19 protein-coding genes, 1 tRNA gene and 1 pseudogene are annotated in these 25239 nt (G+C 52.7%); 9 read left to right on the plus strand and 12 right to left on the minus strand.

Annotated features, from left to right (window positions below; translation table 11 throughout):
- Positions 1–100: 100 nt before the first annotated feature.
- The 3 genes from RGW60_RS18065 to RGW60_RS18075 form a co-directional block, all read right to left on the minus strand.
- Positions 101–2134 carry a DUF2235 domain-containing protein gene (locus RGW60_RS18065; RefSeq protein ID WP_322205856.1) on the minus strand — a complete coding sequence of 678 codons (2034 nt, stop codon included), beginning with the start codon at positions 2132–2134 and terminating at the stop codon, positions 101–103.
- 520 nt (positions 2135–2654) lie between these two features.
- On the minus strand, positions 2655–3167 hold the full coding sequence (locus RGW60_RS18070; RefSeq protein WP_322205857.1) for a DUF3304 domain-containing protein: 513 nt from the start codon (positions 3165–3167) through the stop codon (positions 2655–2657).
- Between the two features lie 353 nt (positions 3168–3520).
- Complete coding sequence (locus RGW60_RS18075; protein WP_322205858.1) at positions 3521–4594, minus strand: fatty acid desaturase; 1074 nt, start codon at positions 4592–4594, stop codon at positions 3521–3523.
- 126 nt (positions 4595–4720) lie between these two features.
- Here RGW60_RS18075 and RGW60_RS18080 point away from each other — a divergent pair, with 126 nt between their 5' ends.
- Positions 4721–5728 (plus strand): AraC family transcriptional regulator, encoded by a 1008-nt coding sequence (locus tag RGW60_RS18080; RefSeq protein WP_322205859.1) that lies wholly within the window; start codon positions 4721–4723, stop codon positions 5726–5728.
- 134 nt (positions 5729–5862) lie between these two features.
- On the opposite strand, the gene RGW60_RS18085 is transcribed toward RGW60_RS18080, so the two are convergent.
- The 4 genes and pseudogenes from RGW60_RS18085 to dibA form a co-directional block, all read right to left on the minus strand.
- A complete protein-coding gene (locus tag RGW60_RS18085; RefSeq protein WP_322205860.1) occupies positions 5863–6525 on the minus strand; it encodes a response regulator in 663 nt (220 codons plus the stop codon).
- 37 nt (positions 6526–6562) lie between these two features.
- Entirely contained in the window at positions 6563–7246 is a 684-nt protein-coding gene (locus RGW60_RS18090) for a Crp/Fnr family transcriptional regulator (protein ID WP_322205861.1), read from the minus strand.
- A gap of 68 nt (positions 7247–7314) precedes the next feature.
- Positions 7315–7602 (minus strand): annotated as a pseudogene (locus tag RGW60_RS18095) (TOBE-like domain-containing protein); the annotation flags it as partial.
- An 84-nt stretch (positions 7603–7686) separates the two neighbouring features.
- Positions 7687–9606: a phosphodiesterase DibA gene (dibA, locus tag RGW60_RS18100; protein WP_322205862.1), complete on the minus strand. Its 1920-nt coding sequence runs from the start codon at positions 9604–9606 to the stop codon at positions 7687–7689.
- 156 nt (positions 9607–9762) lie between these two features.
- On the opposite strand from dibA, the gene desA reads away from it, so the two are divergent.
- Positions 9763–10944 carry a delta-9 fatty acid desaturase DesA gene (gene desA / locus RGW60_RS18105; RefSeq protein ID WP_322206964.1) on the plus strand — a complete coding sequence of 394 codons (1182 nt, stop codon included), beginning with the start codon at positions 9763–9765 and terminating at the stop codon, positions 10942–10944.
- 137 nt (positions 10945–11081) lie between these two features.
- Complete coding sequence (locus RGW60_RS18110) at positions 11082–12074, plus strand: sensor domain-containing diguanylate cyclase (RefSeq protein WP_322205863.1); 993 nt, start codon at positions 11082–11084, stop codon at positions 12072–12074.
- A gap of 28 nt (positions 12075–12102) precedes the next feature.
- Here RGW60_RS18110 and RGW60_RS18115 read toward each other — a convergent pair whose 3' ends face one another.
- From RGW60_RS18115 to gabD, 3 genes are all read right to left on the minus strand, one after another.
- Positions 12103–13314 (minus strand): HDOD domain-containing protein, encoded by a 1212-nt coding sequence (locus RGW60_RS18115; RefSeq protein ID WP_322205864.1) that lies wholly within the window; start codon positions 13312–13314, stop codon positions 12103–12105.
- Positions 13315–13408: 94 nt separating this feature from the next.
- A complete protein-coding gene (gene gabT, locus RGW60_RS18120) occupies positions 13409–14689 on the minus strand; it encodes a 4-aminobutyrate--2-oxoglutarate transaminase (protein ID WP_322205865.1) in 1281 nt (426 codons plus the stop codon).
- Between the two features lie 139 nt (positions 14690–14828).
- Positions 14829–16271: an NADP-dependent succinate-semialdehyde dehydrogenase gene (gabD, locus tag RGW60_RS18125; protein WP_322205866.1), complete on the minus strand. Its 1443-nt coding sequence runs from the start codon at positions 16269–16271 to the stop codon at positions 14829–14831.
- A gap of 351 nt (positions 16272–16622) precedes the next feature.
- Between gabD and RGW60_RS18130 the strand changes: the two genes are divergently transcribed.
- A tRNA-Arg gene (locus RGW60_RS18130) sits at positions 16623–16699 on the plus strand.
- A gap of 114 nt (positions 16700–16813) precedes the next feature.
- A complete protein-coding gene (locus RGW60_RS18135) occupies positions 16814–17887 on the plus strand; it encodes a site-specific integrase (RefSeq protein WP_322205867.1) in 1074 nt (357 codons plus the stop codon).
- Positions 17888–17890: 3 nt separating this feature from the next.
- On the opposite strand, the gene RGW60_RS18140 is transcribed toward RGW60_RS18135, so the two are convergent.
- Positions 17891–18469 (minus strand): hypothetical protein, encoded by a 579-nt coding sequence (locus tag RGW60_RS18140; RefSeq protein ID WP_322205868.1) that lies wholly within the window; start codon positions 18467–18469, stop codon positions 17891–17893.
- Positions 18470–18763: 294 nt separating this feature from the next.
- Here RGW60_RS18140 and trfA point away from each other — a divergent pair, with 294 nt between their 5' ends.
- The 3 genes from trfA to mobA all read left to right on the plus strand — a co-directional run bounded on the left by trfA (position 18764) and on the right by mobA (position 21013).
- On the plus strand, positions 18764–19849 hold the full coding sequence (gene trfA, locus RGW60_RS18145) for a plasmid replication initiator TrfA (protein ID WP_322205869.1): 1086 nt from the start codon (positions 18764–18766) through the stop codon (positions 19847–19849).
- A 212-nt stretch (positions 19850–20061) separates the two neighbouring features.
- Positions 20062–20466, plus strand: coding sequence for a hypothetical protein (locus RGW60_RS18150; protein WP_322205870.1), 405 nt, complete (start codon positions 20062–20064; stop codon positions 20464–20466).
- A 244-nt stretch (positions 20467–20710) separates the two neighbouring features.
- A complete protein-coding gene (mobA, locus tag RGW60_RS18155; RefSeq protein ID WP_322205871.1) occupies positions 20711–21013 on the plus strand; it encodes a plasmid mobilization protein MobA in 303 nt (100 codons plus the stop codon).
- 22 nt (positions 21014–21035) lie between these two features.
- Here the strand turns inward: mobA and RGW60_RS18160 are convergent, their stop codons facing one another.
- Positions 21036–21344: a hypothetical protein gene (locus RGW60_RS18160; RefSeq protein ID WP_322205872.1), complete on the minus strand. Its 309-nt coding sequence runs from the start codon at positions 21342–21344 to the stop codon at positions 21036–21038.
- A 1269-nt stretch (positions 21345–22613) separates the two neighbouring features.
- Between RGW60_RS18160 and RGW60_RS18165 the strand changes: the two genes are divergently transcribed.
- Positions 22614–25109: an N-6 DNA methylase gene (locus tag RGW60_RS18165; protein ID WP_322205874.1), complete on the plus strand. Its 2496-nt coding sequence runs from the start codon at positions 22614–22616 to the stop codon at positions 25107–25109.
- Positions 25110–25239 lie beyond the last annotated feature (130 nt).

Raw genomic sequence — 25239 nt, forward strand, 5'->3', positions numbered from 1 at the left:
AGGTACTACCAAAGACTGCGATTCGACCAGAGACCGGGCGTTTTCTGCGCGACAGCACGGCGTCGAAGACGTGGCGGCCCCTCCTACAGTGGCTCGGGATTTACTCGGCTGCGACGCCTTTGATTTGGTCCAACCAACTGGTTTTCTCTTCGGCGGGAAGACTGTCAAACAAGTCTTTGGCCATTTTTGCGACCTTCGCCGTTTTGTGGGCGTTGAGCAGGGCTTTAAGCTCTGGCGTGGTGGCGGTTTCGTCGCTGAGGGTGGGCGGAATCGGCAAGGCGTTAACCAGTTTCAGTACGTCGCCGGTGTCTTGGGTGAAGGCGCGGAGGTTGTCGAGGTTGCCTAGCATGGGCAGGGCCATGCCGGTCAGGGTGTCGAAGGCGCTGATGCCCGGCAGGCCGACTTTGCCTCGAAACACCGGAATCCCAAACGACGGTGCCAACAACCCCACCAGATAACGGGGGTCATGACGCTTGATGCTCAGGCCAATGCTGGCGACCGCGACAGCGACGCCGATCACTTGCTCAGTGGACACCAGAGCTGACAGGGCTTTGCTCGACTCGTTGTCGAAGAAAATGCAGCGGTAGCGGAAGTAATCGGTGAATAACTCGCGCTCGCCCAGGGCGGCGTTCATGAACCAGGCACGGGAGTCGTGAACCTGCTCGTCGAAAAAATCGGTCAGGGTCTGCGCTCTATCGCTGAGGATTTCAAAACTGCGGGGGGCGTAGAGCTTGTTGAAGACGATATTGGCCTTTCGGCGCATTCGAATGTATTCCTCAGCTTCGTCCTCTTCATTGGTCAAGTACACCCAGCCGCCCAGGGTGACGTGGGCGAGGGTAGCAAGGCTAAGGGTATCGGCGTCCCACGACAGCCCCCAAAAAGAGGGCACGTAGTCACGGCGAAACTCGTCCATGGCGTTGTCCATTTGCGCTTGGTCAAGGCTGGGTTCGAAGGCTTTGCGCATGTTGAACGTCGTCGGCTTTTCAGCACCGATACGTTGTTCATAGGCCAGTTTGATCGCCAGGTGTTCCTCATGGGTTGCCAACGTCGTACCTGACAACTCGCGCAATGGCCGGCCCTCATGGATGGCTTTTTCTTCGGCGAATTGTCGTTGGTGCAGGGCTTTGAATGCACCGCGCTCCGGAGGGGTCATGTCCTTGCCCTGAAAATGCTGGTAAGCGGCGGTGTGCTTGAACCTGTAACTGGCATAGCGATTGATCCGCCAGGCAGTGAGCATTTCCAGTTCGCTTTCCATGGCTTCTTTGAGGGGGCCGGTTTTGTGGAAAGAGAGCCAGGTGTTGAAGCGGTGGGTGAGGGTTTCGGAGACGGCGAAGGCTTCAAGGGTTTCTCTGTCCATTTCCAGCCAAGGCCATTTTTCCTTTTGCTCCGCACTGAGTGCGTCTTTAGGCGCCTGAAGAGGGGCGCCGACGGCATAAGCTTCGGCATACATATGGTGTAGAGGAATTTGCGACAGCACATCCTTGCTTCCCGCTATCGCCTTCCCTTGTTCGCCCGGCGCATAACCACCGCCCACATCCGAGTGCACGCCGGGATAGAGGTATTCAAACGTTCCCTTACGGTAGGTTGACGCGCCGTTCGGATCGTCAGGATTGTCCTTGCGCCGAATTGAATCCAGTGGAAAGCAGCCGCGCTGCTCATGAGCCGCGACCAAATGCACGCAGCGCTCCAGAAACTTCTCCGACTCCGGCAAACGCATGGAGTCATCGGCCCAGCCCATGTGCCCGGCGGCAAACGGGGCCACGTAGGCCACGCCCACCGAGGCCACGGTATCGAACAGACCCATGAAGCCAATGCTGATGGGGATTCCGGCGAACAGGTAACAGGTTTCACCCTCCACTTCGACCTTGGTCAGTGCCTCCAGCCAGTTGGCGAACGCCCGGGCCTCGGCAGCGCCCCGAGAGAAACCATAGATCCACAGGCGCATGCCGATGATGCGCGGGACGGTCTTGCGCGCATGCACGTAGTCGACCTTTTTTTGCAGGGCCAGCAACGGTGCTTGCAGGGCTTGTTGGCGGCGGGCAAATCCATCTTTAAGCAGTGAGGCGCCAAGCATGTCTTCGGTGACCGAGGTGCCCATTTGTTTAACCAAGGCGTAAGCGTCTGGAGATTGCAAACGTTCATCCCCACAGCTCTGCCAACGGCATCCAAGAGCCGAGTGATGCCCCAGTTGATCCGGTTTTCACCGCCTATCGCCGTCTTTAGCCCGTTTTCATCCGGTTCAAATTCGCCGATTTCCTTGAACTCGGTGCCCACGCCTTGCATGTAATACCGATAAAAGCCCAGCCTGTTCGCTCGGCTTTCAGCGCCGTTCGCACTGTCGCCGAGACTGGCATGGTAAAGCCGCGCCACATTGGTGGTGGTGGGTGGCTGGGCAAGTTTGTCCGAAGGTTCGTGGTTGTTGGTGCCGTCGAAACACAGGCTGATATTCAATGCTTTCATGCACGGCGGCCCAGGGTAGGTGCGGCCCTCTGCTTTGGCGGCTTTTTCAGCGGCATAGCCTGCCAGAATCTCGGGCCGGATTTGCGTGCGGTAATTGAGCCCGACGTCTAAGTGGTTGCGAGGTAACAGGCCTTCTTTTTTGAAGGGCGGCGTCGGTGTTAAAGACGCCGACGCGGGGCGTTGCGAAGCTGAATTCAAGGTGCTGGACATACGGCAGGTTCTTCCATTTTGGATGGGTAGCTGAAGGGATACTTGGCATGGCCAGGCGTGGCCGCGACCGCCGAGACGGCGACTTGATCGCAAGGCAAAAAATGGACGTCAACGACGCCCAGCACTTCATACGGCGCCACCTCCACGACGGCGCGGTGGCGGGTGTTGTTGGTCTTTTCTTTTTTCATCCGAACATGCCACGCATCGGAGAATCGAGGCTCAGGCCAGTCTGCATAGGCGTGGGGCGTCGGATCTTTCTCCCACTCCACCACCACGGTCAGGCCGGGGTGCCATTGCCGCGGCAGGGTCACGCAGCAGTTCTGGCTGCCGCCCCCGCCGTAAGGCCCGATGTTCGGACCGCCATTGCCGTTGACCATGAAGTAATTGAGGCCGCCGAGGTGTGGCTGTAGCCCTCGATGGGCGCGCCGAGGCGGTCGGGTAATGATTGGCTGCACGCTTGCAGCATCATTGCGCTCAACGCGCAGGTCGTCAGCCATTGCGCTTTAGTCGGTGGGATAGGGTTTGTTTGGAGATGCTGCAAGCTCGCCATCGGCTGTCCTTTCTGTTTCGGAAGGTGTCGACGAGCATGGTTGGTCAAGCAGTGGTCGGAGGTATGTAGGCTGAGGCGCGTTTATTTGCGGGAAATTTCCGAAATTGCGGAATAAGCATTTCAAATGCGCTTAATTTCGGCGTATGGCCGGCGGAAACAGGCAATTGCCAGGAAGAGAGGAGTCAAAACCGCAGAATAAAAAAGGGCCGCTCCCTGTCTAAGAAGCAGCCCACAAAACCTTTATCAGATCCTATCCACACTCTGTGACAAAAAGACTACCGCCCGCCCTCTTACTCCCGATCAGGCTTGCGCTGCTGTCACCGAGTCAGTTGAAGTTTCTTTCACCCGAACAAACCGATTCGCCCGGCTGAACGTACCAAAATCATTAAACCGCACGCCCATTTCAGCCATGACTTTATGCGCAACCGGGCTGGTCATCTGGCGGATGTAAAACGGTTCTTTTACGACAAAATGGTGAATGCCGTGGGTGCTGCCGAAGTTGAAGCAGAACGCCTGCAACGGCCACATCCATTTCGAATTGAGCACTTGGCATTGCTGCATGACGTTGCCCAGCTCCACGTCGCCGTAGTAATGCATGTTGGAACTGACGAAGTGCAGGCAAAACGTGCGCAACACGTTGGGGCCGACCAGTACCACCACAGCAATATCGACCACATGCATCGCCGCCAGCGTATTAGCCGACCAATCAACGGGCGCGCCGAATACGTGAGCGATGCCATTGGCCGCATGGAACCCGAGGAACACGTACCAGGTGCCCCAATTCAGCAGGGCCAACGGCGCGTAAACGCGTAGCGTGCGCTTGAGGATCGAGAACTTATGCGACCAGGTTTTCGCCCGGAGCATGCGAATCAGCGACGACATGACGTTATCGCCCACCATCAGCAGCCGCGCAAAACCCCAAGGCTCACCGTTGGTGATGGCGCGCTCTTCCATGTCGGTTTCGGTGCCGGATACCTTGTGGTGGTTGAGGTGCAGGTGGCGTCTGATCCACGGGTTAATGGTGCTCGGGCGTGCCATCCAGACCAGCGCCAACATCAGGTTGTGCGGGATGCGCTGTTTGCGAAAATACATGCTGTGAATCAGATCGTGTTCCAACTCATGGGTCAGCGAGGCGAGAAAGGCGTTTAGCAGCAAACACACCCACCACGCCATGTATCCCGCGATATAGAGGGCTGCGCTTGCGAGCATGCCGCTCAGGGCAAAGGTCAAAATGCCGACACCGATGGCGTCCTGGTGTTTGAGGATCGGGTAGCGTTGGCGCAATTGGTCGCCACGGGCCATCACTGCCGCGCGAATATGCGCTGATCGCTGTTGTGCATTCAGTCTGTCGGGACTTGCAGAAGTACCCTGCATGCTTCCATCCTCTGGTTATTGAGCTAGCGTTATCGAAGGGATTACCGATGGATCACACAGTGCACCCATGGGCGAGACCTCGCCCGACCGCAAACGCCAACCTATTGACCGCACGCGCCAATTGTTATGACTGAAACCACGACGCTCGCCAGCTGGACTCGCGCCCTGCGCAAGCAACTCGACGCTCTTGGCCTCGACAGCGTGGCGCTGTGCCAAACCGCCGGGCTGGATCCGCAGCTGATGGATGACCCAAATGCGCGTTACCCGGTGACCGGAACTACCCGTCTATGGCAGTTAGCCGTTCAAGCCAGCGGCGACCCAGCGATTGGCTTGCGGGTATCGCGGTTCGTCAGCCCAACTACGTTTCATGCGCTGGGCTATGCGTTGGTAGCCAGCGGCACGCTGCAGGAAGTGTTCGCGCGTATCGTGCGTTATCACGAGGTGGTTAGCGATGTGCTGGCGCTGGACCTGCGTCGGAACGCTGAGCGATATGAGTTTCGCTTCAGCGCTGCCAAAGGTAACCCTGAGCCCGCCAATGAGGCGATTGATGCCTTTGCGGCGATATATGTGCGCACTTGTCGCAACCGGTTGGGCCGTGACTACGTGCCGCTGGCAGTGCACCTTCAGCGGCCCGAACCGTTGGACCCACAGCCCTGGCACGATGTTTTTCGCGCTCCAATCATGTTTTCCGCTAAAGAAAACCTTCTGGAGTTTTCGTCTATCGACTTCGACAGTCGGTTGGAAGATGGCAACCCGGAATTGGCCGAGCACAATGAAGCGGTGCTCAAGCGCACCCTTGAACAACTCAAACCGATGACTTGGGAACGTCGGGTTCGCGCTGCGATAGAAGCACAATTACCCGACGGTGAACCGTCTGCCGAGTACATCGCGCAAACCTTGCACCTAAGCTTGCGCAGCTTGCAACGACATTTGGCCGACGAAGGCTTTCGCTATGATTTGCTGTTGAATCAGTGTCGACAGAATCTTGCGATCCAGCACATGCGTGAGCCGCGCATATCAATGAGCGAAATCGCCTACCTGCTGGGTTTTGCTGACACCAGCAGTTTCAGTCGCGCCTTCAAACGCTGGACCGGACAGACACCGAGCCAGTTTCGCGACGGCCTGGGCAGGTAAATCAAATACCCTGTGTAATAGAGGCGGCGTGGCAGAAAGCTTCCCGAAAGACGCGGTACTTCAGATAAACCGCGTCGCGCGCCCATCGCCAAGTTGGCGCCTGCGGGGTCGCGTTTCTGCGCCACAGAGGGTTTTCAACCGTTCAGCACCGCCAACTGATACCCCACACCACCCATGGTATGGATCAGTTTTGGTACGTAGCGTTCGTCGATTTTCGAACGTAGCCGGTGTATTGCGATTTCGACCTTTTGACTGTCGTTATTGAACACTTGCGAAGCAATCAGTGAGCGAGAGATCACGTCGCCTTGACGGCTTGCCAGCAACTGCAGCAGTTCAAATTCTTGATCACTCAGGGAGATCCGCTGCCCGCCGCGACTAACCCTCTGCCGCTGTACGTCGATCTCTAAGTCGGCGATGGCGTAATTGTCGGCAGTGCCGGTAGGACCCCGTCGCAACAATGTACGCACTCGCACTAACAGCTCTTCGAAGGTGAACGGCTTTAGCAAATAATCATCTGCGCCCAGTTCCAAACCGCGCAGCCGGTCTTCGATGGCGTCGCGAGCAGTAAGGAACAACACCGGCGTGGTGCCTCGCTGACGGATCAGTTGCAGCAATTGCCAGCCATTAAGACCTGGCAACATGACATCCAAGATGACCAGATCGTAGGTGTGCTCTTCGACAAAGTGGCGACCTGACAACCCGTTATGCGCGACATCCACCACAAACCCGGACTCGCCCAATCCTTTGGCCAGAAGATTGGCCGTATTGGCATCGTTTTCAACTAACAGCAAACGCATGGCGCACCTCATTAATCGTGCTAATAGGCTAAGCCGATTAACTAGCTGCCGCACGCAGTTTATTAAAATCCAGGACTTCGATGTCATCAGAACTTAGTTTCACCACGCCCCGCGCCTGCAAATCGTGAAGAACACTAACCAGCGTCGGTTTTGAAAGGGCTAACCAGCGCGCCAACTGCGTCGATGGCAGCCGGATAAACCAGGGCGACCCATTGAGCGAGCCATAACCCTGGCTGATCAGTAGCAGAAAAAAAGCCACGCGGGCTACAGTTGGCAGACGGTGGTGCTGTTCCAGTTGCGCTTCAGGCATCCTTACCTTCTGCTCCAACAATGATGCGAACTGACGCCGATACGAGGGATTTTTTCCCAGCAGTCGCTCTAGATCCGTTTGAGGTATATGCAAAACAATACTCTGCGCATGGGAATACACGTCGTGAGTACGCGGCAAGCCATCAAACAACGACACCTCGCCGAACCAGAAAGGCAGGTCTGTTGACGAAGCCACGGTCGGCTTTATGTGCTCTTGGTCATCGCCGACCCGAACTGCGCCTTCTAGTACTGCATACAGACCACACGGCGGATCACCACGCCGGAACAACAGCCTGCCGGGTGTCAAGCGACGCTGCTTTGCCGCGTCGAGCACGCCATCTTGTAAAGCTGCGGGCAAATTACTGAACCAATAATTGCTCAGTAGCCGGCCTCGCCATAACGCTCCATTCATGCCATCTCCCTTATTTACCGTGTATTGCTAACAACCGCTCAGATCAATTAACTGTCGGTCAGCTTCTGTCAGACCTTAGGTTTGAAAAACAACGTTTCGCCGCGCGCCAGGCCCGTGAGGCTGTCATGGTCTTTAACCACTTCGGCTTCGATCAATTCGCTCTGACCTTCGACCTCTAACGTCACGCGCGTGGTCGAGCCCAATGGCCGAATGTCGCGTACCTTTGCCGCATGGTGGTCTTCCAGCTCATGACGGAAAAGCGCCACTGCATGAGGGCGGAACAATACGTGATTGTCTTCGCCAAGGTGTAACCGGTTGGAATCACCAAGGAAGTGACAAACAAAATCTCTTGAAGGTATTGAAGTTTTTACATTTGATGCTCAGGTAAGCAGTAGGCAACGTAGAGCGCTTTGCGCAGCTCTAAATCTTGAATCGGCGCACTAGCGGGGCAGTTGTAGCAACGTGCTGTACAAAACTTCCGGCGGCTGTGGGCGACCGAATAGATAGCCTTGACCAAGCTCACAGTGATTTTCCAACAGGAAACTAGCTTGCTCAGGTCTTTCTATGCCCTCAGCCAGCACCTTCATGCCTAGCGCCCGCGCCAACGCGATAACGATTCGAACAATGGCGGCATCATCTTCGTCATGAGGAAGCCCGGCTACAAACCCCTGATCAATTTTGAGTTTATGTACCGGCATGCTCTTGAGGCGTAAAAGCGACGAGTAGCCCGTACCAAAATCGTCTATTGCGAGTCGCAAGCCTAATTCACGAAGGCGGTGCAGCTGTTCGAGCGCCATTTCAGGGTCTTCCATGACCGCACTTTCAGTAACTTCCAGTTCCAGACACGCTGGATCAAGTCCAGTCTCGCTCAATACCCGTGCCACTTGCTGGTATAGATCACTGTGACTAAACACGCGACTGGAAACGTTTACCGCGACAAATTCGAGATCGAATCCAGATTCTCGCCATTCACGCATCTGTCGACACGCGGCTTTTAGAACCCAGGCGTCGATATCTGCAATCAGGCCGCTTTGTTCGGCAATTGGAATGAACTCACCAGGCGACACCAGACCGCGTTCGGGATGCTGCCAACGCACCAGCGCTTCGACTCCAAGCATGCGACCACTATAAAGATCGTGTACCGGTTGATAAAAAACTCGAAGCTCTTCTTGCTCGATGGCGCGGCGCAGCTCACCAGCGAGTTCGACCCTTTGCTGGGCGTGAGCTGTCAGTTCTTCGGTATACAGCGCATACCCTTCGCGACCGTTGTTTTTGGCCTTGAACAGCGCCGAGTCGGCATTGCGCAACAACTGCTCAGCATTCAGCGCATCGTTGGGGAACAGGCTGATGCCGATACTCGCGCTGACAAATAGCTGATGATGGTCAACCATGAAGGGTTCTTTTAAACCATCAACGATTTTCTGAGCCAGGTCTGCGGCCTGCATGACTTGCTGGCAATTCTCAGCCAGTACGGCAAACTCATCGCCACCGAGCCTGGCCAAGGTCATACCCCTGTCGAATAAGGCATGAAGCCGCTGCGCCACGATTTTTAGTACTTGATCGCCAACGTTATGACCCAAGCTGTCATTGATATTTTTGAAGTGATCCAAGTCTATCAACAATAGGGCGCAGCCACGCTTTTGGGCCTGGGCATGCGCCAAGGCCTGACGGGTGCGATCAGTAAACAACAGACGATTTGGCAGATCGGTCAGCGGATCATGGTGCGCAAGGTGCATAAATTCACTTTGCGAGCGTTTGATCGCAGAGATGTCGGAAAACACCGCGACGTAATGTGTAATGACGCCGCTGTCATTTTTGATGCTGCGAATGTTCTGCCATTGCGGGTAAACCTCACCGCTTTTACGCCGATTCCAGATCTCTCCACTCCATTGGCCCGTGTCATGCAGCGCCTTGAACATGGTTTGGTAAAACGCCAGATCATGGCGCCCAGACTTGAATTTATTCGGGTTTAAGCCGAGCACTTCCGACTCCTGATACCCGGTAATTTCCATGAAGGCGCGGTTCACATGGACGATCAAACCGTCACTGTCACTGACCAGCACCCCTTCACTGGTGCTGTCGAACACCACGGCGGCTTGGCGTAGGCGTTCCTGATCTTTTTGCTGCTGACCCAAGCGAGCGCCCACACCCATGATGCTCAGCAAACGGGCGCGAGCAAAAAAGACGAAAGCAGCGCTGAAAACCATCCACCCGCACCCATTGATTAGCTGCCAACGAAGCAATCCAACGGGATCTTCGATAAGCACTGGGAGTACAAGCGTGCTGAGCTCAAGCCACAAAATCGACAGCAATGTGTAGAAAAGGGCCGTGCGTAAAGCGTCCCGGGACGAAAGTGACATAAATATACGAAAATCCTCACGAAAGGCGCGGATTATAGAGTAGAAACATTCTGCGACTCTTATCTAAAAGGGCGACTGGTTTTATCTGGTGGCTTGGTGATAATGCGCGTTGCTGTTTCTACCTTTATCAGGCGCTATTTGAGGGCTACCAAGGCTATGTGGAACAACGGTCTACTTGACCTATCGGTTTGGCAACTGGTCGCAGTCACTTTAATCATGACCCATGTGACCATTATTGGCGTCACGGTCTATCTCCATCGCTACTCCGCCCACCGTGCGCTGGAACTCAACGCAGGCCTCAAACATTTTTTTCGCTTCTGGCTATGGTTAAGCACAGCACAGAATACGCGCGAGTGGACTGCTATTCACCGCAAACATCACGCCAAATGTGAAACCGTCGATGATCCCCACAGTCCGGTGATCCTAGGCTTATCCACCGTGCTGCGTAAAGGTGCAGAGCTGTACCGCGCGGAGGCTCAAAATCCGGAAACATTACGCATCTACGGCAAAAATTGTCCCGATGATTGGGTTGAACGCAATCTTTACACACGCTTTCCCGTTTTGGGCATCACTCTTATGGCGGTGATCGATGTGGCGCTGTTCGGCGTGATCGGCATCACCGTGTGGGCAATCCAGATGATGTGGATTCCCTTCTGGGCGGCTGGCGTGGTCAATGGGCTGGGGCATGCGGTGGGCTATCGGAACTTCGAATGCCGTGATGCAGCGACCAATTTGGTGCCGTGGGGCATTTTGATCGGCGGCGAAGAACTGCACAACAACCATCACACCTACCCCAACTCCGCCAAGCTGTCGGTCAAGAAATGGGAATTCGACATCGGCTATGCCTGGATCAAACTGTTTAGCCTTCTGCATTTGGCCAAGGTCCAGCGCATCGCGCCTATCGCCCACCGGGTAGAAGGTAAAGGCTCGCTGGACATGGACACTGCGATGGCAATTCTGAACAATCGCTTTCAGATCATGGCCCAATACCGCAAATTGGTCATTGGCCCGCTGGTTGCGCAAGAACTAGCCAAAGCGGATGCGTCGGTACGTCATCAGTTCCATCGCGCCAAGCGGCTGCTATCACGCGAGACCAGCTTGCTCGACGAGAAACATCACTTGCACATTCAGTCAATGCTGGAGCATAGCCACGCGCTGAAAGTGATTTACGAAAAACGTCTGGCGCTGCAACAGATATGGCTTAAAACCAGCACTAACGGGCATGACATGCTGGCTGCAATCAAAGATTGGGTGCATGAAGCCGAAGCCAGTGGCATCCAGTCCCTGCGTGATTTTGCCAATCAATTAAAGACTTACTCGCTACGCCCCTCTGTCTGACACCGTTGATCGGCGCGCTCTAATCGAGCGCGCGCCTTCTGGAACTTCGTCTCCTACAATCAATCTCAACCTCAACTCGCTATTCAGTGGGTTTAGTTGTGGCTAAGCGCCGCACGTCTTTGCGAGATGCCGTGCCCATGGATAACCCAATACTCCTTACGGCTAGCCCCTTACCTATCGGTCTACCGGCGGCAGCCGAAACATTGCTTGCGTTAATGCATGCTCAGGCTGAAGTTGCGCGCTTAAGTGAGCGCGAACAACTATTTAGCTCCCTGCTGGACAGCGTTAACGCCGTGCTGTGGGCGTTCGACTGGGAAACGCAGCAAATGATTTATGTCAGCCCTGCGTACGAGCAAATTTTCGGTCGCTCGGCAGGCCTCTTGCTGGCCGACTACAACGAATGGCGCGACAGCATTTATCCGGACGATTTGGACTATGCCGAACGAAGTTTAATGGAGGTTTTGGACAAAGGGTCTGTCGAAGACCGGGAGTACCGGATCATTCGCTCGGATGGTCAGGTTCGATGGTTGAGCGACAAATGCTTCATCAACCGTCAGGAGCGTGATCATCGCCTGACAGTGGTGGGCATCGCTGAAGACATTACTGAGAAGAAACAGCTAGAAGGCGAACTTCAACGCCTTGCAACTACCGATGTTTTGACTCAAAGCAGCAACCGTCGTCATTTCTTCGATTGCGCCCAGCATGAGTTCGAACAAGCACGTTTATTGGGACGCCCACTCGCATTCTTGTTGCTGGACATTGATGACTTCAAGTTGGTCAATGACAGTTATGGCCACCAGGAAGGCGATCAAGTGCTGCAACGCATTGCTGAATGCGGGCAATCTGCGCTACGCCGGGGCGATCTGTTCGGGCGTATTGGCGGCGAAGAATTTGCCGCGGTGTTTCCAGGCTGCGCACCGGACATGGCCAAGCAAATCGCTGAACGGTTGCAACGGGAGGTTCAGCGTTTGAGTTTTCAATGCGATGACCACGCGTTTGGCATCACCGTCAGCCAAGGCCTGACCAACCTGGACGACAACGATACCGGGCTGGAGGTTCTTTACGCCCGAGCTGATGCAGCGATGTATCAGGCCAAGCGTCAGGGAAAAAATCAAATTGTGCTGGTGTAACCCACTCATGCACGCTTGCTAAACACGCTTACTTTTTGCGCAACCGACTTAATTCCGATGCCCCCACTTTTAGCAGGCGGGCAGCCTTGCTGTTAGCCAAGGTGTCGACTTCTTCCTCCGGGCCTAACTGTGCCAATTGTGCTGCGACCGCCATCACCAAGGCTTCGCGCGATTGAACGCCAGCCGAGAATTGATAAACCGCCGCAACCAACTCTCGCAACTCCAGAGGCAAGCGCCAGCGAGTGCGTAGGGCGGAACCAAAACCAGCGCTGAAATGCGTAAGCGCTAACTCCACGGCGTCTTCGTCGAGTTGACCACCCGCCGATATCCACTCCTGCATGCACCGCAGCACCGTCAGATCACCCAAGTTGTGCAGTAACCCCGCGCAATAACAGCGTTCCTGATCCAGCTCCAGCAGTCGTGCCAAGGACTGTGCGTAATGGGCAGTGAGCCGCGATGATGACCATAGTCTGCGGGCATAACCAATCAGTAGATCGTTCTTTAGCACAGCGTTTTGCTTGGTGGCCAAATCAAGAATCAGGTTAACGCTCGTTGCTGGGCCCAGCGACCTCAAAGCCTGTAACAAAGTCTGGGACACTTTGCCCATGTGTTGCGCGGCACCGTTGGCGGCAGCAATCAAAACGGCGGTAACGTGCGGATCTACGTGTAACGCTTTTTCCAGCAGTATCAGATCAACACCCGTCTTATTTTGGCTGCTTGAAACCGCTTCGCGCACATTCAACGACAACGGCGCGCCGTCAGCAATTTCACGGCGCTTTTCCAGAAATTGAGACAGGGTCATACCGCGGATGAGCGCGCGAGCTTCGGGGGTAATGTACTCACCTGCGGGCAGCAATAAACTTTCGAGGCGCTGACGCAAGCCATTCAGGTTCAGGGGTTTGGTCAGATAAGCCGTGGGCGAATGAAGAACTGCTTCGCGCACACTGGCACTGTCGCTGCGGTTGCTAAGCAATATGAAAGGGACAGCCGGCCATTGCTGCTGCTGTCGTACTCCGCGCAACAAACTCAAACCATCGGTGCCCGGTAAATCCCAATCGGCAATGATCAGGTTGACGGGGTGACGGTCAAGCCACTCCAACGCACGCGGTCCATCTGCGCATACTTCCAAGCTCGCATCACCGCGCACGTTCAGGACCAGTTCAATCAACGCATTACGCACCGCGGGGTCTGCATCCGCGATCAATACGCGCGGTGCAGCGGGCAAATCTACAGCGGTCATTCAATACTCTCCGATGACGGAATCTGTGCCTTAGCAAACGTCTGAAACGAAAAAACCCGCCGCGGCGGGTTTTTTCTGTCTACTCGAACACGTTTTACACGAGTTCGGCGAAGCACTCTTCAAGAATCGCCAAACCTTTGTCCAACAACACATCATCGGCAGTGAGCGGCACTAGAACACGCAACACATTGCCGTATGTTCCGCACGACAGCAGGATCAAACCCTTGTCGCGGGCTTTGGCGACGACTTGAGCAACAGCCGCAGCGTTTGGCTTATGTGAGTCGCCGTCTTCGAACAACTCCAGCGCAATCATTGCACCGAGGGCCCGCACTTCACCGATTACCGGATGTTTGGCCTGAATGGCCTTCAAACCCGTCACCAGGCGTTCGCCGACGGCTTTACAACGATCCAGCAAGTGTTCTTCCTCAAACACCTGCAGAACCGCCAGTGCAGCGGCGCAAGCAACCGGGCTACCGGCGTAAGTACCGCCCAGACCGCCAGGCAGGATAGAGTCCATGTACTCAGCTTTGCCGCAAACGCCCGCCAGTGGGAAACCGCCAGCGATGGATTTAGCAAAAGTGGTCAAGTCAGCAACAACGCCCATTTGTTCCATGGCGAAGAACGTGCCGGTTCGGCCAGCGCCGGTTTGCACTTCGTCAGCGATCAACAAAATACCGTGTTTGTCGCACAGCGCACGCAGGCGCAGCATAAAGTCTTTCGGCGCGACGTAGAAACCGCCTTCGCCTTGGACTGGCTCAATGATGATCGCGGCGATGTCACGTGGCTCGGCATCGTTCTTGAAAATCCGCTCGATGCTGGCGATGGAGTCGTCAGTCGTCACGCCATGCAGTGCGCACGGGAACAATGCGCGGAAGATGCCGCCTGGCATCAAGCCCATGCCCGCCGAGTACGGCACGACTTTACCGGTCAGACCCAAGGTCATCATGGTGCGGCCGTGGTAAGCACCGGTGAACGCAATCACACCGGCGCGGCCGGTGGCGGCGCGGGCAATTTTGACGGCGTTTTCTACCGCTTCGGAACCGGTAGTAACCAGCAGGGTTTTCTTCGCGAAATCGCCTGGCACGAGAGCGTTGATTTTCTCACACAGCTCTACGTATGGCTCATAAGCCAAAACCTGAAAGCAGGTGTGCGTCAGCTTGGTCAGTTGTGCCTGTACAGCCGCAATGATTTTCGGGTGCAGGTGACCGGTGTTCAGTACCGCGATACCGCCAGCAAAGTCGATGAACTCACGTCCTTCAACGTCGGTGACTGTGGCGTTTTTCGCCGAGGCAGCAAAAATCGGATGGATCTGGCCAACACCGCGCGGCACAGCGGCGTTGCGACGTTGCATCAAGGATTCGTTAGTTTGGGACATGATTTCCTCATTCACCGCTCATCGGGCGGCGTGGTTCAAGGATTAAGTAGCCAGTTTGAGGGCGCAGCAGCATTCGATGATCGACTGCTGCATCCTCCCGGCTACCCGTTCAGTACGTGACGCTACTGTGCTGACAGAATTAGATGCCCAGGCACAGGTATTTGATTTCCAGATAATCTTCGATGCCGTACTTGGAGCCTTCACGGCCCAGGCCCGACGCCTTGATCCCGCCAAATGGCGCGACTTCGTTAGAGATCAGCCCGGTGTTGACGCCGACCATGCCGTATTCCAACGCTTCGGATACACGGAACACGCGGCTAAGGTCGCGGGCATAGAAGTACGACGCCAAACCAAACTCAGTGTCGTTGGCCATGGCGATGACTTCAGCTTCGTCTTTGAATCGGAACAGCGGTGCCAAGGGGCCAAAAGTTTCTTCTTTGGACACCGCCGCATCTTTGGACACATTGACCAAAATGGTCGGCTCGAAGAAGTTGCCTTCCATGCTGTTGCCGCCTAGCAAAACGGTGGCGCCTTTGCTGATGGCGTCAGCGATGTGTTCCTTGACCTTGGCCACGGCTTTTTCGTCGATCAACGGACCAGTCGTTGTGCCGTCTTCCAGACCGTTACCGATCTTGAGTTTGGCCACTGCGACTTTTAGTTTTTCAGCAAACGCGTCGTAAACCGAGTCTTGAATGTACAAACGGTTAGCGCAGACGCAGGTCTGGCCGTTGTTACGGTATTTGGAGATGATGGCGCCTTCGACGGCCTTATCCAGATCGGCGTCGTCGAACACGATGAACGGCGCGTTGCCGCCCAATTCCAGGGACACTTTCTTGATGTCCTTGGCGCATTCAGCCATCAACTGGCGACCGACTTCGGTGGAGCCGGTGAAGGACAATTTACGCACGATCGGATTGCTGGTCAGCTCACCGCCGATGTCACCGGCACTGCCGGTCACAACACTGAACACGCCTTTAGGAATGCCAGCACGGTGCGCCAGCTCAGCCAACGCCAACGCCGAAAACGGAGTTTGTGAAGCCGGCTTGAGAACCATAGTGCAACCGGCGGCCAACGCCGGGCCAGCTTTACGGGTGATCATCGCCGCCGGGAAGTTCCACGGGGTAATCGCAGCGGTCACACCAATCGGCTGCTTGATCACGATCAAGCGCTTGTCGGGCTGGTGACCAGGGATCACGTCGCCATAGACACGCTTGGCTTCTTCGGCAAACCATTCGATAAAGGAGGCGGCGTAAACGATTTCGCCTTTGGCTTCGGCCAGCGGCTTGCCCTGTTCAAGGGTCATCAGGCGAGCGAGGTCGTCCTGGTTTTCAATAATCAATTCGAACCAACGACGCAGCTTGTTCGCACGGTCCTTGGCGGTCAGTCCACGCCAGGCCGGCAACGCATTGTTGGCCGCTTCAATCGCACGACGGGTTTCGACAGCACCCATCTTCGGCACAGTCCCGAGAATCTCGTTAGTGGCCGGGTTGTTCACTTTGATCGTCTGACCATTGTCCGCATCCAGCCAAACGCCATCGATAAACGCTTGCTGGCGAAACAATTGGGTATCTTTAAGCTGCATATCGGCCTCCTAAACAGCGCCGCGCAGACGCGGAGCGAATTTTTTGATTGTTCAAAGGCGCCTATATAAAGGCTGCCGCCAGGAAATCATTCACCGTACTCAGTACTCAGCGCGCACCTTGTGTAGACCGTGCGCTTCAGCATCCAGCCAAAAGCGTTTGAAATCTCAAACGAATCCTAGGGTCTACTGGGGTAAAGGACAATAGTCTGTTCGAAAAAAAGAACGAAAACGCGAAAAACGTCGAAATTTTCGGATAAGCGTCACCCTTACATCCGGTAACGTGCGATATCAACAACAACACTCGCCAGCATGGACGCCCGGCAGCCAGATGAGTATCATGGCGCCCGCGTCGCACCAGTAGCTCAGCTGGATAGAGTACTGCCCTCCGAAGGCAGTGGTCGTGGGTTCGAATCCCGCCTGGTGCACCATCTTTTTTCCCTTATATTACAAGGGGATAGCGCTCCTGACAGAAACCTGTCCTAGTCCTGAAAGTCGTTTTTGCCACAAATTTGCCACACTCAAAAGTGGCGGGAATGGTCGAAATGGCAACAATCAGGAATCGCGGCGAGTATCAGTGGGAAGCACAGATCCGCCGTAGGGGCTACCCAGCCCAGCGCAAAACCTTCGAAACCAAAACCGATGCCCAAGCCTGGGCACGCATGATCGAAAGCGAAATCGACCGAGGCATTTTTGTCTCTCGCGTCGAGGCTGAACGCACCGCCTTTCATCAACTCATTGATCGTTACATCTCCGAGATCGCTCCAAAGCACAAAGGCGCGTATTCGGAAATCAAACGCTTGGAAGCCCTCAAGCGCCATCCGCTGGCGACACGCATCGTTGCCACCCTCACCTCTTCCGACTTCGCTCGCTATCGCGACGAACGCCTGAAGATTCGCAAGGGCAACACGGTGAAGCGTGAGCTGGCTTTGTTTCAATGCGTGATTGAGGTTGCTCGTCGCGAGTGGGGGATTCATCTCGCCGAGAATCCGGTGCGGATGGTCAGTCGTCCTAGCTACAACGATGAGCGTTCACGACGCTTGGATGCGGTGGAAGAGCAATACATGCTCTGCGCGTTGGAGTGGCAAGAGCGTCGCGCTGACGGCACCTACGCTGACGCCTCGCACAACCCATGGATACGGACCATTGTGCAAATTGCAATCGAAACGGCCATGCGCCGTGGCGAGCTTTTCAATCTGCTTTGGAAGAACGTGAACCTCGAGCGGAGAACTGCCCACCTACCCTCCACAAAAAACGGTTTACCGAGAACCCTACCGCTCACACCAAAAGCCGCTCAACTATTGAAGGATTTGCCACGCTCGTTATGTGGGAGGGTTTTCCCTACCACCGCAGACGCCCTCGCAAAGGCCTTCACACGAGGCCTAGCACGCGCAAGGACGAAATACCTAGGAGATTGCGAAGTGGCACAGGTGACGGCCCAAGAGGACTTCCTGCTCGATTTACGCTTTCATGATTTACGTCACGAAGCGACCTGCCGGTTAGCAACCAAACTGCCTAACCTGATCGAACTCGCCAGCGTGACCGGGCACCGTGAGGTAAACATGCTGAAGCGCTACTACAACATCACCGCCGAAGAGCTCGCGGCCAAGTTGGTTTGAACATCAGTCCATAAGCTTGAGGCCCAGGGAGCGCGCTAGCTCTCTGGTATTTGTGTCTGTTCGGGTGCGACTCAATGCCGTTTCTTCTCGCTCTCGCCGCTTGAGTAGGTACATCTCACTGAAGCACTCGACCAGTTGCTCACGGGTCAAATCCGGCGATGAAGTTCGGCGTTTAAGGGTATTCAAAATTTTTCGGGCGCTGAGTTGCGCCGCTTCGCGGAGATATGACTTCAGCAGCAGGTCGTGAAAAGCCCAGCCGGTGACCCATTCCTTGCCTAGCGCCCAGAACAGCAAACGTTGATAAGTTTCCCAAGCTATTCGCGTTTGACCGCTCAGATGACGTCGCAAAACCCGCCCATCAGCTTCTTTAAGAATGCCCCGCTCGGTTAATAGCTGTTCGAGAACAACCTTGGACAATCCAGATTTTCTCAGAATGCCAGAAATCAGATATTCGAAAAAATCAACCGGTACCCGGACTACGAAATTTCTTCGGCCAGTGTCCTCGTGGTTTTTAAGCTCACGGAAAACTAGCTGAAAAGCTTCGTCAGGCTCGATATCAGAAGCGGAATTGACTGGCTGCATTCGGCGATTCTTTGGCTATATGTCGCATCTGTCAAAAAGGTGTCCTACCCGCTCAACACTGCATTGGCGAATGCTGAGGGTACACCAAGCTAACCGAGCGACAGAAACGATGAACGTCGATTATGAAACAATCCAAAAAATTCAGAAACTGGGTGATGACGTACTCGTTGGCGTCGCCGAAGTGGCCGCGCTAACAGGCTTCAGCATTCTCACCGTAAGACAGCGAAAACTACCGGGCCTAGATCCCGTGCCTGGTCTGTCACGGCTGCGCTGGCGCCTGGGCAATCTGCGCCAATGGATGCGTTCTGGGCCACCATCCAGCTCATCGCAAGCAAATATAACTGTGGTACCGAACATTTCTCCGGGCGGCATTGGCCGCCCAACCAAGAAGCAGCAGGTCGAGCGTCGGAAGTGATGCTCGCTACAACATCAGAGTCCCACTTACCAACTCAAAATCATGCGGAATCGTCCAAGCCGACGGGCAGCGCTGCCGCGAAGCTTGAACGAATGAGCTCCGTTTCGAGAGCGAGGCCTAAGTATCAGGAGAAACTTACTACCTCTCCAGATGAAGGTCATAAGTTGAAGTCATGGCCAGACGATATACGCAGTGCACCAAACGAAATCCTGCGATCTGCACTGTTCGGTGCGCTCGGAAAGGGCAGTAGAGCGCTACTAGAAAAGGAAAATATTATGTCACCCAAAGGTCAGCAGATCCGCTACACCGGGACGCGTCTCGATCAGATTGACCTCACTATTTGGCTGTGCCTGCTGCACCTCGCTCGGCAACAAACGCTAGGGCAAGAGCTCAGTTTTAAAGCATATAACTTACTCAAACTCATGAGAAAAACGGACACAGGGAAGAATCGAAAGATACTGCACGAGCGGCTTCTGCGATTGAAATCAGGCGGCTTCGAAATTACTAAAGGAAATCTTGAATACAAAGGCCGCTTGATCGGAGACGTGTATCAGGACGCGCGATCCCCCGCATACGTTTTGATACTCGACGCCAAATTACACTTACTTTTTCCCAAGGATGGGTTCACATATGTGAATTGGGCCATTCGGTCTGCCCTCTACCGTCAGCCACTTGCCCAGTGGCTGCATGGTTTCTATTCAAGCCACGCCAAGCCTTATCCAATGAAAGTCGAAACCCTGCAAAAACTGTGTGGTAGCGAAGCAGCCGAGACATGGAAGTTCACCCAAACCTTACAGCGTGCATTGACTGCTTTGAGTACTACCTGCAGTGTTCATCATGAGCAATTCAGTTACGACATACGCGGTGATCTCGTATACGTCGAAAGGCAGCCTAGTCCATCCCAGCTGCGTCATATTGCAAAATCTTTCGATCGATCTCGGAAAGACTACCGTTCTAGCGGGTAGACATACCGTTCCAACGAGTAGGATTTGCCGTTCCAGCGGGTAGTAAAGACGTTCTAGCGAGTTGGTTATCCACAGGCACCGCTAAGCTGGAGCTCAGATTAAACGGACACCTGCCGTTTAAGGTAAATAGACGCTAATCAATTTTTAATCAATTTCAAATCAGCTGACGGTTCAACGACCTGGTAAATCCAGTCATTGGGAACGAGACCGCGATGTCATCAGGGAAGATTTTTGCCTTTTTGAAATCCCTTTCGCTCCTTTCCGTCGGCAATGCAAAGCCTTGCCAACAGAAAGGAGCCCTACTTAGAACCTGTGGCTTTCGTTTAGATAAATTCAGCCAGGGGAATACTGACCTGCACCGGCTTCCGAAAATTCACCAAAGTGTCAACCCTGTACCCAAGGTCCATACACCTGAAATTCACTGTTTTTTTATCGCGAAGCTTTTCACTGATGCTTCAACGATGCTCGCCGGTGTACGCGAAACAATGTCACAGCAACTGCTTGGGCTGCACCAGATCTATACGCAGAAAATTATCAAGCCTGCCAAAAACCATCTTCACAAGCGTCAATTTAAAATATCCATTTTTGCAACTCGGCCATTCGAAAATAATTTCTAAAGGCGTCAATTTCTTATCAACGAGGCTTATTTGGATCATACCCAGGCGCGGCAAAACTATTACCCAAGCACTCCGTGAGGACGTCAACGCTGAGAGCGGATTACTTAGGGACAAGGTAGGGTTTGTACTCCCGCCAGTACCTGGCGATTCCCAACCGGCGCGTACCAGTCGTTTCACTCCCTATGCTTTGCCTACCACCCTGCTCAGGGCAAGCCCCGAGACCCCAACTCTAGAAAACCAAAATATGAGTACGAGCGAAAGACGCAAGCGCACCGGTTGCTTACCAGCAGCTCGTTGTTTTGAGGAGGATGAAGCGTTGGTCCGCGTGAAGGCTCACGACAGAGGAATGAGCGTCGGCGAGTTCATGCTCACCGCCGCTCTGAAGCGACAGACCATAAGCAAAATAGACGCCCACATCATCAATGAACTGCGTCGCTTGGGAAGCCTTCAAAAACATCTGTTCACGATGAGCGGCGGGAAAGGTTCTGACGAATATTCAAGTGTACTGGTAGAGCTTACCGAAACCATAAAACTCATCGGCAGTTGAAATAACTTGCCCTTTTTTTACATCAAAGCTCTACGACCACCCCGTGCAACGTCAGAATTTCATGCTCTGTTAGGCCATGTCTGCGTTGCTCGAACCCTTCATCCGAGCTCATCACATCATGCTCAATGCATTGTTGCTCCAGTAAACGGCCAAGCAAAATCACCTCGCCATCCGCTTCCAGCCTACGGAGCCGATCTGGGTAGTTGAATGCCCAGCGATCGAGTATTTGCCAGCCACGAGCGTGATAGGACGGAGAGCGAAGAACGCATTCAATCGTCGTTCTCGCTAATACGCTGGCAGCGATAGACAGCGGATTGGGGCTACTCAGCATGGATATCTCCGAGCCTTCGGAGGCGCGTAATCATTCGGGTGTTTTGTCCAATCAAGGAAGACCGGAAACCACCGGTTTGTCTCAACTGATAGATGTGCTGATCAGTGAATCCGAGAGCCAATAGCCTAATGATATCACCTGCGGCGAGCGCCTGATTGGCAGAGCGCATTAAGGTATTGGCCTGTTCAAGTCGGAGGATGTCATTTGGCATAATGCTAATTTAAGGTCCTGGCTCATAACCTCTCCGAAGCGGAGAGAACCAACACTCGCAGTCCTATTCTTCTCAATCTAGATCTTGCGTACTGAACGCAGGCGGCGCGATTCGCTTCCTACGTTGATCTAGACCGTCAGGACGCCGTAAAATCTCCTTGATGCGCTCAGACGAGGCCGCAAGGGCTTCGGGCGATGCTTCCTTTACAAAACGTAGAATCCGCTCACGATTCAACCGTTTAATCTCCATAATCTCGGCGAAACTTCTGTCAGGCTGAACAGGAGGTGGATGCATGAGGGACGCTCCGGTGAGGTCGTTTCCGTTGCTCTTAAGAATGCCTGTTGCAAATGCTCAGTCAAGAGGTGTTTTTAACAAAGCAACGGACCTTTCAAAATATCCAAAGGAATATGGTTGGTCATGTTTGAAAGCTCACCATTGAGATGCCGCAACCCTCGCATCATCGTTGAGCTCATACACCGAAAAAAGAAAATGGGAAGTCAAGAAATCTGAAGCTTTCTGGGTATAGGCATACGGATAATCGCGGACTATATGTCAGCATTTTTCGTGGGGGGGGGCAGTAGAGACGTCTATTACGAAGCCGAGCGCGCCGATGTGCCGTTGACGTCTTAGATACTGGATAAACTTGTACGAGCGATGATTTAACGTTACGCCCAGACAGATTGAGAGACCAAGAGGCCGATTCCATTGAACCTAACTTATCTGTCGATTGATCGCTATAGCGTGGCAATTAAAGTCCATTGAAGTAAGATTTGTGACGATGATTACTAGGCATTATGGTTTTATCCTAAAACTGTTGACATGTTAGGTTCAATGATCAAGGATTGAAACCGGTCAAGCTAAAATAACTTGCACCGCTCCTAAGATAAGTCAAAGAGCAGCCTACTCCAACGTTTAATATAATACATACTGCTTCAAACTATATATTATGCACTGAGCTACCCCAAAAATAACACTATGTGTTATGCTGGGCAATATTTTATAACAGGACGCAAAAAAAATGCGCCTGCCGTAGTTATACATTCAGGGTCCGTTAGAACATGTCATCTATTAACACCGAAACTGAGACCGTTGTTAAAAAGATTCTCCCTTACTTAGAGCGCCGAGGCTATGACATAGTTAATGACCTTGATTTTGAAACTGGAGTATCCATTACGGAGCGGTACTCCAAAGGGTATATTGACATCTTAGTCCATGCAGGGAAGGCAAAGCCGCTTTTTCTTATAGAGGCAAAAAAAATCTCTAAGACGCTTACAACGAAGGATAGAGATCAAGCTATTGCTTACGCCAAGTCGTCGGAAATAAACGTGCCATTTGTGGTCGTCACAAATGGTGTACAAATCCAATGCTTTAATGTGCGTACTAAAAATAGAATCCTTTGGGACGGAAAGCCTGATGATAAAATACCATCAAAGGACCAAATAAAAAAAGTATCTTTAGCACTAAAGACCAATCCTAATGAGTCAGTAATTAAAATCTCAAATGACGACAGTTTGCCGTTTCGTCCAGGCTTAGCATTGAGACAACTTAATGCACTTTTCTACAAGTGCCATAGCGCCATCCGAAAAATAGAAAAAAATGAGGAAAGCGCTTTTTCGGACTTTTCGAAACTTTTGTTCTTAAAGCTTTTAGAAGAAAAAGCTGATGTAGAAGATGACTTTAAACTCCCATATTCCTATAGATTTCATGAGCTCGCTGAAAAACCATCAGGTGAGGCCGACCAAGTTAAAACTGCGATTTTGAGCATGATTACGGGGATTGTAAAGGAGCGTTCATACGGAGAAGTTTTGGAAAATCCTTTACTATTAAAGAATCCGAAAACGTTTCAATACGTAGTAAAAGAATTGGCAGCGGTTTCTTTCTATGACTGCAGTTTAGATTCTAAAGGAGCCGCGTTCGAATATTTTGTTCGGGCGACATTAAAAGGCAAGAAGCTAGGCCAATATTTTACGCCTAGGGAACTCGTACAGACAATGCTAGCCATTGTTGGCCAAAAGAAAATTGTTACCTCAGTTATCACCGGCACACCAATTAAAGTCCTTGACCCCGCGTGTGGTACGGGAGGGTTTCTTGTTTTCCTCATGCAAGACTCTTTAAATCAGCTCAAAAAACTTCTTGATGCCAAGGATATTACAAAAGCGGCTTACGATAATGCCAAGAGTTTGATTAAGGAACGCATATTCTTTGGCTCCGATGCAAATGAGGGAGTGGCCGCTTCTGCGAAGATGAACATGATTATAGCTGGGGACGGCCACACCAATATCCAGAATGAAGACAGCCTATCTAGCGCAGCTAAAAATTGGAGTGTTGACGTACCTAACTGTGACCTAATTTTAACAAATCCACCTTTCGGGACGTCTGAATCGGATTCCCTCGCTAAAGCTGACCGTGCCCAGTTCCCTATATGGAGTGGAAAAGGGCAGTACCTTTTCATTCAAAAAATGGTTTTATCTCTCATTCCAGATACAGGTGAGCTTTGTACCGTTATTGACGAAGGCGTATTGAACACGGAAAGCGCTGGAGATCTTCGCCGATGGCTAATGCAACAATGCAGGCTGAAAGCCGTCTTTAACCTACCAGGCGAAACATTCAAACCGAATAAAATTAACGTTCGATCTAGCCTATTGTATTTCGAACGTAGAGAAAAACCTGACCTTGATTTTGAAGACAATTATAAAGTTACTATTTGTCAAATCCAATCCCTTGGGTATATAGGCTCTGGTGACAAGATCAGAGGGTATGATATCGATAAATTCCTTCGCGAGATATCAAAAGATGTCTTTGATACTGCAAAAAGCAATCATCGGAAAGGATATAACTGGGAAGCGTTCGATATTGAATCCTCAACTATAGTAAAGGATACTGGATGTAGATTTGATTATAAATATTGGAATTCTGATACTAGATCACGTATCGCTGAAATCAGAGCAAAGGGAGGGCGACTCATTGCCGAGATGAATATGAAGGAGACATCCAGAGGCAAAAGCCCAGCAGCTGAAAACTACGTTGACGAAAAAGATGGATTTGCAATTGTTATAAAGTCAGGCAGCAATGTAAGCAAGCAAGGCACAATAGTTACCACAGATGCTGACTGGATAGAAAAATCGGTATATGACGAATTCTTGATACAACCTTCAAACAAAAATATTATCCAGAAATACGATGTTCTATTATCTTCCACAGGCGATGGCACGTTAGGTAAATGTGCTGTTTACGAGCTGGATACCCCTGCCATAGCCGATGGACATGTGACTATTATACGCGTGAATCCGGATTTGATTGATCCATATTATCTTTGTGACTATTTGAGAGCCGGCTTTGGTGCTGTACAAATTAACAGGCTTTATACGGGTTCGACGGGGATGATCGAGTTAACTCCCGACCAGGTGAATTCTATAGTCGTGGATATGCGGTCTGGAGTAGACGAGCAGAAAAAACTTTCATTTGAAGTAAGAGCGTTAGAAACTAAATACCTCGAAATGTTGCATGAAGCTGATGGCATAAATCAGCAATCCGCATCTGTTCTCAACCTGTAGACTTCGTAATCCTCTTAATTAATAAACTCCGTCATTAAAGTGACGGAGTTTTCTTCTCACGATATTTCTAGGTTGATTACCTCTTTCGGTTTTAAAAAATGCCTTGCAATCTTTTTGGTGGCCATTAAAA

The sequence above is a fragment of the Pseudomonas sp. AB6 genome (genome assembly GCF_034314105.1).
Taxonomy (GTDB): Bacteria; Pseudomonadota; Gammaproteobacteria; order Pseudomonadales; family Pseudomonadaceae; genus Aquipseudomonas.

What these genes read in the sequence shown, in the direction of transcription:
- RGW60_RS18135 (WP_322205867.1), top strand. Translation starts at nt 16,814, where the DNA reads ATGGCAACAATCAGGAATCGCGGCGAGTATCAGTGGGAAGCACAGATC.
- gabT (WP_322205865.1), bottom strand. Translation starts at nt 14,689, where the DNA reads ATGTCCCAAACTAACGAATCCTTGATGCAACGTCGCAACGCCGCTGTG.
- RGW60_RS18115 (WP_322205864.1), bottom strand. Translation starts at nt 13,314, where the DNA reads ATGACCGCTGTAGATTTGCCCGCTGCACCGCGCGTATTGATCGCGGAT.
- RGW60_RS18110 (WP_322205863.1), top strand. Translation starts at nt 11,082, where the DNA reads ATGGATAACCCAATACTCCTTACGGCTAGCCCCTTACCTATCGGTCTA.
- trfA (WP_322205869.1), top strand. Translation starts at nt 18,764, where the DNA reads ATGGATGCGTTCTGGGCCACCATCCAGCTCATCGCAAGCAAATATAAC.
- RGW60_RS18165 (WP_322205874.1), top strand. Translation starts at nt 22,614, where the DNA reads ATGTCATCTATTAACACCGAAACTGAGACCGTTGTTAAAAAGATTCTC.
- RGW60_RS18075 (WP_322205858.1), bottom strand. Translation starts at nt 4,594, where the DNA reads ATGCAGGGTACTTCTGCAAGTCCCGACAGACTGAATGCACAACAGCGA.
- RGW60_RS18090 (WP_322205861.1), bottom strand. Translation starts at nt 7,246, where the DNA reads ATGAATGGAGCGTTATGGCGAGGCCGGCTACTGAGCAATTATTGGTTC.
- mobA (WP_322205871.1), top strand. Translation starts at nt 20,711, where the DNA reads ATGAGTACGAGCGAAAGACGCAAGCGCACCGGTTGCTTACCAGCAGCT.
- RGW60_RS18080 (WP_322205859.1), top strand. Translation starts at nt 4,721, where the DNA reads ATGACTGAAACCACGACGCTCGCCAGCTGGACTCGCGCCCTGCGCAAG.
- RGW60_RS18150 (WP_322205870.1), top strand. Translation starts at nt 20,062, where the DNA reads ATGTCATCAGGGAAGATTTTTGCCTTTTTGAAATCCCTTTCGCTCCTT.
- RGW60_RS18085 (WP_322205860.1), bottom strand. Translation starts at nt 6,525, where the DNA reads ATGCGTTTGCTGTTAGTTGAAAACGATGCCAATACGGCCAATCTTCTG.
- dibA (WP_322205862.1), bottom strand. Translation starts at nt 9,606, where the DNA reads ATGTCACTTTCGTCCCGGGACGCTTTACGCACGGCCCTTTTCTACACA.
- gabD (WP_322205866.1), bottom strand. Translation starts at nt 16,271, where the DNA reads ATGCAGCTTAAAGATACCCAATTGTTTCGCCAGCAAGCGTTTATCGAT.
- RGW60_RS18160 (WP_322205872.1), bottom strand. Translation starts at nt 21,344, where the DNA reads ATGCTGAGTAGCCCCAATCCGCTGTCTATCGCTGCCAGCGTATTAGCG.
- RGW60_RS18070 (WP_322205857.1), bottom strand. Translation starts at nt 3,167, where the DNA reads ATGGCTGACGACCTGCGCGTTGAGCGCAATGATGCTGCAAGCGTGCAG.
- desA (WP_322206964.1), top strand. Translation starts at nt 9,763, where the DNA reads ATGTGGAACAACGGTCTACTTGACCTATCGGTTTGGCAACTGGTCGCA.
- RGW60_RS18140 (WP_322205868.1), bottom strand. Translation starts at nt 18,469, where the DNA reads ATGCAGCCAGTCAATTCCGCTTCTGATATCGAGCCTGACGAAGCTTTT.